Annotated in this window: 9 protein-coding genes; 2 read left to right on the top strand and 7 right to left on the bottom strand. The window is 66.4% G+C overall.

Going from position 1 to position 9,276, the window contains the following annotated elements; all coding sequences use genetic code 11:
- Positions 1–730: 730 nt before the first annotated feature.
- A complete protein-coding gene (locus ACFC09_RS43220; RefSeq protein WP_376538189.1) occupies positions 731–1,453 on the top strand; it encodes an SMI1/KNR4 family protein in 723 nt (240 codons plus the stop codon).
- A gap of 42 nt (positions 1,454–1,495) precedes the next feature.
- Here the strand turns inward: ACFC09_RS43220 and istB are convergent, their stop codons facing one another.
- The 7 genes from istB to ACFC09_RS43255 form a co-directional block, all read right to left on the bottom strand.
- Positions 1,496–2,290: an IS21-like element helper ATPase IstB gene (istB, locus tag ACFC09_RS43225; protein ID WP_376538191.1), complete on the bottom strand. Its 795-nt coding sequence runs from the start codon at positions 2,288–2,290 to the stop codon at positions 1,496–1,498.
- A 13-nt stretch (positions 2,291–2,303) separates the two neighbouring features.
- Positions 2,304–3,113 carry a hypothetical protein gene (locus ACFC09_RS43230; RefSeq protein WP_376538193.1) on the bottom strand — a complete coding sequence of 270 codons (810 nt, stop codon included), beginning with the start codon at positions 3,111–3,113 and terminating at the stop codon, positions 2,304–2,306.
- A gap of 237 nt (positions 3,114–3,350) precedes the next feature.
- A complete protein-coding gene (locus tag ACFC09_RS43235; protein WP_376538195.1) occupies positions 3,351–4,181 on the bottom strand; it encodes a S1 RNA-binding domain-containing protein in 831 nt (276 codons plus the stop codon).
- A gap of 35 nt (positions 4,182–4,216) precedes the next feature.
- Positions 4,217–5,599, bottom strand: a complete 1,383-nt coding sequence (locus ACFC09_RS43240; RefSeq protein ID WP_376538197.1) for a hypothetical protein — start codon at positions 5,597–5,599, stop codon at positions 4,217–4,219.
- 161 nt (positions 5,600–5,760) lie between these two features.
- Entirely contained in the window at positions 5,761–6,081 is a 321-nt protein-coding gene (locus ACFC09_RS43245; RefSeq protein ID WP_376538199.1) for a helix-turn-helix domain-containing protein, read from the bottom strand.
- Positions 6,078–7,151, bottom strand: a complete 1,074-nt coding sequence (locus tag ACFC09_RS43250) for a tyrosine-type recombinase/integrase (RefSeq protein WP_376538201.1) — start codon at positions 7,149–7,151, stop codon at positions 6,078–6,080. Before ACFC09_RS43250 ends, ACFC09_RS43245 begins: the two co-directional genes overlap by 4 nt.
- 117 nt (positions 7,152–7,268) lie before the next feature.
- A complete protein-coding gene (locus ACFC09_RS43255; protein ID WP_376538203.1) occupies positions 7,269–8,030 on the bottom strand; it encodes a hypothetical protein in 762 nt (253 codons plus the stop codon).
- Between the two features lie 200 nt (positions 8,031–8,230).
- On the opposite strand from ACFC09_RS43255, the gene ACFC09_RS43260 reads away from it, so the two are divergent.
- On the top strand, positions 8,231–8,539 hold the full coding sequence (locus ACFC09_RS43260) for a hypothetical protein (RefSeq protein ID WP_376538205.1): 309 nt from the start codon (positions 8,231–8,233) through the stop codon (positions 8,537–8,539).
- Positions 8,540–9,276 lie beyond the last annotated feature (737 nt).

Below are 9,276 nucleotides of genomic sequence, written 5' to 3' on the forward strand. Positions count from 1 at the left end.
AAGGTACGACAAGTTGGCGGTCCGCTACGAGGCGACCGTGCTGGTCGCGGCCATCAACGAATGGCTGTGACCAGCACTTTTGAAACGCACCCTAGTCGTAGGGGGGTAACGGGCTGGGGGTGCTGGATGGCTGTTCCGGTCAGGGTGGAGTCTGCGGGGGCGGACGTCGAGTTGTCGTACGTGGGCGCCGTGCGCGAGCAGTTGCGGCTTCCCCTGCTGGACTGTGTGACGGCCCGCTTCGAGGACGTGCATCCGGTGCGGCGGTTTCGGTGGTCGCGCGGTGCGCGTCACTTCCCCGGCTTCCCCGGGGGTCTTGGGAGTGTGGCTCACTGTTGCGGTAGGTAGGCATTTGGTCCGGTGAGCAACGGGTCCTCTACCCGTGTCGGTCATGTGGCTGTCGTCGTTTGGACAGCCCGGATCGACATGGGAGTTGGGATGCGAGCGTTCCCGGTACGGATGCCCTCGGGCGCGCGGTACTGGACGGTGGTCGACGAGGACCTGCGGCCGGTGCCGGTGGCGGATGCCTATCTGCGGCACACGCGGTTCGGGAGGGACGGCGCCGAGTCGACCACGAAGTGGCTTCGTCGGTGTAACTGGAGAACGCTTGATGCAGAGTCTGGGCAACAGATGTTGATCAAGCGGGTCCAGAATGTTGCCGGATTCCAGGAACGCCTGGTCGGCGTGTCGGGGTGCGGGGACGGCTGGTGAGCGGGACGGATATCGTCCTGGCATGACACAAGGGTTCGATCTTGTCGCGTCGCTCACCAGAGGCGTGGAAGGCCGCAGTGGCGCATGGGCCTTCATCCAGGGCTTTGCCGCTCACTGGGCCAGCGCCGCTCTGGGAAGCGGTGATGGATGGACGGAAGCTGATCTCGACGCTGCCGAGGCGAGGCTGGGTCTCCAGCTGCCGACGGCGTTGCGTGAGGCGTATGTGCTGTTCGGGCGTCGACGGGATCTCACCAGTAACCACGATGTGCTGCTCGGCCCGGCAGAACTACATGTCGATGATGCCAAGGAGGCCCTGGTCTTCCGACACGAGAACCAGGGAGCCGCATCCTGGGGCATCCTCCTCGACAGCCTCCAGGATGACGATCCTGCGGTGTTCATCCGGCTCGACCTTGCCGACAAGAGCGCCGAGCGATGGGAGGAGTGGCTGGAGCGTCTCTCCCTCTGCTTCGTCGAGATTGCTCTGTCCGAGTCCCTGCAGGCCGATGAAGAGCTCTGCGACTTCCTCGACCCGGACGAAGACAGCCTCGAGCTACTGGAGACGAACTTCGTCCGACTGCCGTTCCCCACGTATCCCATTGGCGAGGAGACCCGGTGGTTCCTGGGCCAAGACGTCCTTGTGCGCGATGACGACGGCGCGGCCATCCTGGCCCGTGGTCGGACGACAGAAGCCATCGACCGCGTTCGTGACCTGATCCCGGGCGACTGGCTCAACGACTATCGCTGACCACGCCCCAGACTCCTGCCGATCGAGCTGCCCATGTTGGGGTCAGCCTGAGTTCCGCTGTTCGGCGCGGGCCCGGGTGGTGGCGAGGCGGTAGGAGTCGGTGCCGGTTTCGATGATGTTGCCGCCGAAGGTGAGGCGGTCGACGATGGCCGCGCAGAGGCGGGGGTCGGTGAAGGTCTTGGTCCAGCCGGAGAACGACTCGTTCGAGGCGATGGCGACGCTGTTCTTCTCCTCTCGTTCGGTCAGGACCTGGAAGAGGAGCTCAGCGCCCCGGCGATCGAGCTCCATGTAACCCAGCTCGTCGATGCAGAGCAGGTCGACACGGCCGTAGCGGGCGATGGTCTTGGTCAGCTGCTTCTCGTCGGCTGCCTCGACCAGCTCGTTGACCAGCTTCGTCGCCAAGACGTACTTCACCCGGTAGCCGGCCATCGCGGCCTCGGTGCCGAGCGCGATCAGCAGGTGGGACTTGCCGGTGCCGGAGTCGCCGATCAGGCAGAGGGGCAGCCCTTTCTTGATCCATTCACACTTGGCGAGAGTGTGGATCATGGCCGCGTCGATGTTCGGGTTGGCGTCGAAGTCGAACTTTCGAAGCGACTTGTCACGAGGGAAGCCGGCGGCCTTGATGCGGCGCTCGGAACGACGGCGGGCCCGGTCGTCGCACTCGGCCAGCAGGAGCTCGGCGAGGAAGCCGAGGTAGGACATCTGCTCGCGGCCGGCGGTTTCGGCGAGTTCGGGGAACTGGGAGCGGATTGTGGGCAGCCGGAGCATGCGGCATGCCTGGTCGACGGCCGTGGTGGCGGCCTGCTCGGTGAGTCCTCGCTGGCGGGGAAGGGTCACGGCGTTCTCCTCTTCATGGGGTGGGGTGGTCGGGTCGACGGAGCCGCAGGAGCTGGTCGTAATGGGCGACGGAGGGCAGAGGCCGCTTGTCGGGTGGCAGACGGGAGCGGACAGTCGCGGGTAGAGAGGGCGCCCTGGACTGGCCGGTGGTCGTCGCCTGTGGTGGCTCCTCGGCCCCGGTGTCAGCGTCGGCCGCCTTGCGGGCTTCCAGTGCGACGGCATCGGCGGTGAGGGCGCCAGTTTTCAGAGCCGCGGCAAGACCGGTGACGAGGTGTTCGTGGGGCAGGTGGCGGCTGAGCAGGAGGACTTCGATCAGAGCCCGGGTGCCGTTGCGTTCGCCGTGGGCTTTGACAGCGGCATCCCACCAGGCGTCGTGTATGGGGGTGAACCGGCCGGCGGCCCGGGCCTGGTCGAGAGCGGTGGCGCCAGGCAAGGCACCGGGCTTGCGGATCAAGGCTTCCAGGTAGTGGTCGAGATCGAGGCGGGATTCGTTGCGGGCGATGAGCCGCTCGTGCCGGGCGACTTCCTCGCGGCCGTCGTAGACGACGAGCTCGGAGGCGTGGAGCATGACTCGGACGGTTCGGCCGATCAGCCGGACCGGGACCGAGTAGCGGTTCATTCGGACGCAGATCTGGCTGTAGCGGTCGACTGGTGGTGTCGACAGCCGGCCTGTCTCGAACGGTTCTTCCGGCAGCGGCGCCAAGAGCGGCCGCTCGGCCGCGAAGTACTCGCCGATCGTGCGGGGGCGGGAGCGGATGCGGCGGGCATCGTCCTGCTGGTCCCACCGGTCGATCATCTCGTTGAGTTCGGCGAGCGTGGCCACTTCGGGGACGGGGACCAGGTGGTTGCGGCGGAACCAGCCGATCTGGCCCTCGACGCCGCCCTTCTCATGGGCGCCGCGGATGCCGGGCTGGCAGTAGAGCGCATCCAGACCGATCTTCCGTGGGTTCGCGAATTCTGAAGGGTGGTCGCGACGAACCCACGGTGTCAGGAGAGCAGTTTGCCGGAACGAAGACGGTGGTTCAGGGCTTGCTTCAGGTTGCGGCGAGGTCTAAAGAGGTCACTCCAGAGCCGTAGAAGCCTGTCGGCGGGAGAGGGCCAGCCTGCGTTGCTCTCGGTCGATCTCTGTGACGACGACCGTGATCTCGTCGCCGACTTGAACGACCACTTCTGGAGCCTCGACAGGCGTCCAGGTGAGCTCTTGAAGATGGACCAGTCCCTCGATGTCGTCGGTGACCTGTACAAACGCTCCGAACGGGACCAGCTTGGTGACCCGTCCCTGCAGCGTCTGGCCCACCTTGGTGGTCTCGGCGAAGGTCTGGAATGGGTCGGGCTGCGTCGCTCGCAGGGACAGCCTGGCCTCTCCGTTCGTTGTGTCGAACTGAAGGAACTCGCACGAAACGCGCTGTCCCACCTGAACGACGTCCGAAGCTGCCTCGAAGTATCGCCAGGACAGCTGAGGCATCGTGATGAACCCGACGCCGGGAAAGACCGGATGGTCCGGGCCCTCGTCCAGCGCGACGAAGACTCCGAACGACTCGATTGACCCGATCTGGCCCGTCAGTGTTTCGCCGGCACGGAGGCTTTTCAGGAATGCCCAGAGCTCGGGGTTCTCCGTGGCGGCCATGGACATCCAGGCTCGGCTTTGCTCCAGGTCGATGGCGGTCACCTCAGCCGTGATTCGGCCGCCTACCTCAACTTCCGCCGCCGAGAACCGGACCCAGGACAGATCTAGCGGCCCCACGAACCCCAGAGGGCGCGCGGGAAATCCGTCCAAGGTCACCGACACACCTCGTGGAGTTACCTCTGCCACGATCCCGCTGCAGACATCACCGACCTCGATCGCAGCCAAAAACTTCCCGGAAAACTCACCATTCGACGCCCCGCCCATGCCGCCCAGCCTCTCACGGGAAGCGGTCCGTCAGCTCAAGGGACGGACTCGTGCTCGGCGGCCGAGACGGCGACGGCGTTCGTGTAGCGGAGGCTGGTTTTGGCGCCGAGTGAGAACACGTGCGCGAGGTGGAGTGGATCCGCTCCACTGGCCAGAGCCTCCTCCAGGATGCGGTCCTGCCGTAGTCGGTCGACGCCCACGGGTAGGTCCTTGAACAGCCTGTCCATCCAGAACGTGCCCACTGCCGTTGTCGTCGTGGCTGTGTTCCGGCTGACCAGCAGGTGTGGGTTGGTGCTGTTCGGCCAGCGGTGATGGCGATAGGCGAGATACTCGTCGATCGCCTCGGCGGTGTAGTCGTCCAGCGGACGGTTCAGACCCCCGGGGTCGAGCCGGCGGCCGGGTAGGTCCACCTGCTCCAGCAGCATCGCGCGGATCTGGCGGGCGGGCAGTGCATGGATGCCGGACAAGGCCACGACCACGCGAACGGCCGGATCCTGCGATGCAGCGCGAGCCACAGACTTCACCTCGTCCGCAGTAAGAGACGAGGGGATCTTGATCGCCAGCTTGCCGCCCTTGACTCCTCGCATCGGGTTGGCGAAGACCAGCCGCTCAGCCTTGAGGGTGCCGAACAGCGACCGCAAGGCACTGGCGTCGTAGGCACGATGGGGCCGTTCGGCGAGCCAGCTGGTGATGTCGTCGCGTGTGGCCTGCCGCAGGGTTGTGTACCTACCGGCGTACTCGGTCAGGAACGGCAGGATGCTCCTCAGGTTGGTGATGACCGTTGCTCGGGCACGTGGCCTGCGACGAGGGGTCCCGTGCCGCAGGATGTCGATCCAGACCGCCAACTCAGTGCGGACATCTGCTGCAAGGAAGGACAGGTTTTCCTCGCACCAGGCGTCGAGCGAGTCGGGCCGGTCGTCGAGGAAGACGTCGAGCTCCTCGAATACCTCCAGGACGTGGTTGGCCGGCACTGCCGTGTGGGTGAGCTGGGTGATCGTCGAGGCCCGGATTCGCTCCTCCGGCCGGTGAACCGCGCAGAGAATGCGGATGCCGCGGCGCACTGAGCCGAGAGTCCGGGGCGGCCAGCCGCGCAGCTCCGCGATCCGGGCCGCCCGCGCACTCAAGGATGCGAACAGCTGAGGATCGAGTGGTGGGGCCTTGCTGCTGACGCCGCGAAGGTCGCGCGGCATCTCGAACAGCAGCAACTCCGTCCAACGGGCCGGGACACAGTGCGGCCGCGGTGGTTTCGGTTCCGGCGGAACCGGCCGTGGGAGTGGGCCGCCGCGTGGTCGCAGGGTGCCGATGATAAAGAGCTGGTGTCCGGTGCGGGCCGCCACTGTCAGGTCGACGCGGGTCTTGTTGTCCGGGCCGGCGATCAGGCTGCCCTGGCGGCGGCAGAGGCGGCAGATCCCGTCCATCGCGGCGACCTCACGTGCGCAGACGTCGCAGTGCCAGCTGTTGGCCTTCGAGGTGAAGCCCCAGCATGCTTTGCAGCGTGGGCGGTCGATCCAGCCCCATCCAAAGCAGTCTCGGCAGCTGCGGGTGGCCCAGGGTCGTGACCGCCGGACGGGCGTCGTGCTCATAGCGGCGGTCCCGAGCGGCCTGGCCGGCGTTGATGGGTGATCGGGCTGCCGCCGACGACCTGCTTCTCCGACTCCAGCGTCGTGGTCTCCTGCCGGACGCCGGTCTTTTCTGGGACGAGGAGGTCGGCGGTCGTGCAGTCCAGCACCTCGCAGATGATGTCGAGGTCGGCCAGGCGGACGGTCAGTGGCCGTCCGGACCACAGGTGGGACATCTTGCCGGCAGAGATCACCAATCCGGCGTCCGCCAGCATCCGTTGGAGTTCGGATGCCTTCCAGATGTCGCGCTGTGCGGCGACCATCCGCAGGTTCCACTTCATCGGCATGTACCCCCGAATCGCGTCGTGGCCCGTTGCCCCGCTCGGATCCAGGCATCTTCGACGTGGGACTTCTCGACGTGTACGTAGATCATGGTCGTGTTGAGCCATTCGTGTCCGAGGATCTCCTGGATGACAACGACGTCCATGCCGTTGCGGTAGAGATCCGAAGCAGCGAAGTGCCGCAGCACATGCGGTGTGAGCTGGCCGACCTGGTGCGGAAGATGCCGGGCGACCGCCTCGGCAAGGCCGGTCCGCAGAGCGTCGTCGGTCACGGCCCTGCTGGAGCCGTCGCCGTATCTGCGTTCCGAGGGAAACAGCGGTGCACGAGGGTCGTTGACCTTGTCGTCGAACTCCCAGCGCGGCCCAGTGATCCACCATTCCAGCAGGTCACGGGAGCCGTTGATGAGTGGGACGAGCCGTTCCTTCTTGCCACGGCCCTGGCTGCCCTTCCCCTTGAGGAGAACCTTGCCGAACCGCCCCAGGTCCCATCGGACGTCGCCGATCCGCAGCAGGCACAGTTCCGAGATCCGCGGTCCAATGAGGCTGGCCAGCCGCGAGGCGGTGTAGTTCCGGGCGGCCGGAGCGTACTTGCGTGCCTCTTCCATGTCGCACCGCCAGCCGCCGAAGAGCGCGGTGACCTCCGCTTCCGGCGGCGGGATCCGCAGCCTCGCGGAGGTGCCACCGCGGGGCCGGTTCATCTCATCCAGCGGGGACTCGACGACGAAGCCGGTGGCCGCGTGGATGCCGGCCTTGTGCCGTAGTTCGAGGAACTCAAAGAACACGGCGAAGGCCGCTGCCTGGCGGACCTTGGTGCCCGAGGCTGAGTCACGGCGGTGCCGCCCGAAGTACCGGTCGAGGTCCTGGGCCTCCATCTCCCACAGAGGCCGACCGAACCATTCCCGCAGCGCGAGAACGGGGCCGACGTCACCGCGGATGGTGTCGTCGAGAACTCCGGCAGAGGCCCGGGCAAGAACGAACTCAGCCAGCAGATCCTGCTCGAAGGCCGCGACCTCCTCGGAAGTCTCCAGCCGGAGCTCCGGCCGCAGATCGCGCACGACGGCCAGTGCCATCCCGTTCCTCCTCTTCAGCTATCCAGCGACTCCGCCATGACAGCCGAGGAGACTTCAGGATTTCTGAGAAACGAGCAGCAATCACCCGATCGTGTCCAGGAGGCCGGAAGCCCCAGATCAAGCAGCCATCGAGGTCGTCGACGCAGTTGGGAGGCGGCGGGAACCCACGGGAACATGGACATAGTGCGAGCGGAAGGCAGTCCAGCGTTCGGCTTCGATCCTGCGACGTGAGAGGCCCAGCACCTGGTCGACGGCGGCCCTAAGGTTGTCGTAGCGGACCTTCCCGGTCGGCACTCCGCCCAGCACGTTGAGAGCGTGGACGTGGCCTTCGAAGAACGCCTCCTGCCCTGCCGAGGCGAAGATGCGGTGGACGGCCTTGCCCGAGTACGACAGCCGGAAGGCAAACAGGTAGCAGGTCACCAGCTTGCCGGCCAACTTGATGGTGACGTCTCCGAAGTCGACCTCGGCCTCGGCTCCTGGCCGGTGGGTCTGCGGGACGAACGCGTCGACCACCCCCTTGCCAGCCTGGAGACGGATTTCCCCACGGCGTTCGGCGACGTAAGTGCGGACCATCTGGTAGGAGATGTCGACGGCGTCATGCTCGTCGAGAAGCCGGTCGTAGATCCGCTTGACCGTGTGCCGCTGCTTCCGCGGCGCGGTCAGATCCGCCTTCAGAATGGCGTCGATCACCGGCTTGTAGGGATCCAGGCGCGTCGCCCGCGGCCTCATCTTCTTGCGCGGCTCCGGCAGGGCCGACACCAGAGCCCGCTGCACGGTCTCATAGCCAACGCCGTACTTCCGCATGAGCGCGCGCGTCGCCATACCAGTCCTGGCATCACGGCGGATCGCCGCGTACAGATCGACCTTGGACTTCGGCAACACCCCGGCCCCCTCGTCGTGCAGAGCACAACCATGGTCCCGAAGCAAGCACCGAGGTGTTTCCAGAACTCAGCGACATCACTCTCCCGTGGAACCAGGTGTTCCCGCCGCTGAGCACCAGACGTTCCTGAAACTCACCTACAAAGCCACCCCGGAGAAGCATCGGCGACTACGACGCGAGTGGTGAGCACCTGTTTTGCTTGCTCGCCGAGGACGTGATCGCGTTCGCCGAGGCCGCAGGCGCTGTGGTGGACGTCGAGCGGGTCGCGGTCACCTCCGGGCAGATCGCCACCTACAACCTGCCGACCGCCCCGCCGAAGGCGACCGACCGGCGTTCCTTCTCCGGCACCGCCACCACCCAGGCCGAGGCCCTGCCGCCCGACATCCTGGCCACGATCGTGCGCCAGGCCATCGAGACCCACCGTGACCCCGAAGTCCACCGGCAGTCCCTCGCCCGCGAAGAAGCCGAACGGCGCGCGATCCGTGAGCGCCTGGGCCGGCGCCCCTGAACACTGGACGGCCTCCCGTCGGGTGAATCTTGCGCAAGGCCCCGTGCACCACACCTGTGGTCCCGGTCATGCCGCGGCCTGACATCCCTGGGGCCCGGCTGTGATGTGTCGGCTTCGTGTCATCGAGCGTATGACAGTGACGGTTAATCAGGAGAACCATGTTCGCGCAGGTCTCTAGCCTATGGCGATGGCTGGCTGCTGGTACGTGGTGGTGCCTTCCGGATGGGTGGCTGTCATGAAGCGGTAGATCCTCAGGTTGCGTACTGTCATGTAGGCGGTACATCGCAGCACCCGTCTGGCCGCCGATTGCGGCATCCCCGATCCCGAGCTGCTGGGCGGCGTCGACCACGTGGTGAGACTGCTGCCTGCCGCGTGCCGGGCCGCGTGCGTCGGCGGCGCCCAGGCCACCCTCACCATCGTCGGTCAACTCCCGTCTGCCTGTCGTCCGCTGGGGGTGAGAAACTGTGTGTTTCTGGGTCCCTGGAGGGGGTGCGGGTGGTGGTGACGGGGGGTGGGGCGGCGGCCGGGGTGCCGCCTGCTCTGGCGGCTGTTTTGAAGGGGCTCGGTGGCGGGTTGGGTTTATGTGATGGAGGATTTTGTGGATCAGCATGCTGGTAGTGGTGACCGTGACCGGTCCGCGGCCGGGATCCGGGCTCTGTACTTCCCGCAGGACGGCTCACTCCCCCTGGTCCCGCGCGGCGCACTGCCGACGCTGAGGAGGAAAGGCGCGCCTGAGG

It is taken from the genome of Streptomyces sp. NPDC056161 (assembly GCF_042268025.1).
In the GTDB taxonomy this organism is placed as follows: Bacteria; Actinomycetota; Actinomycetes; order Streptomycetales; family Streptomycetaceae; genus Streptomyces.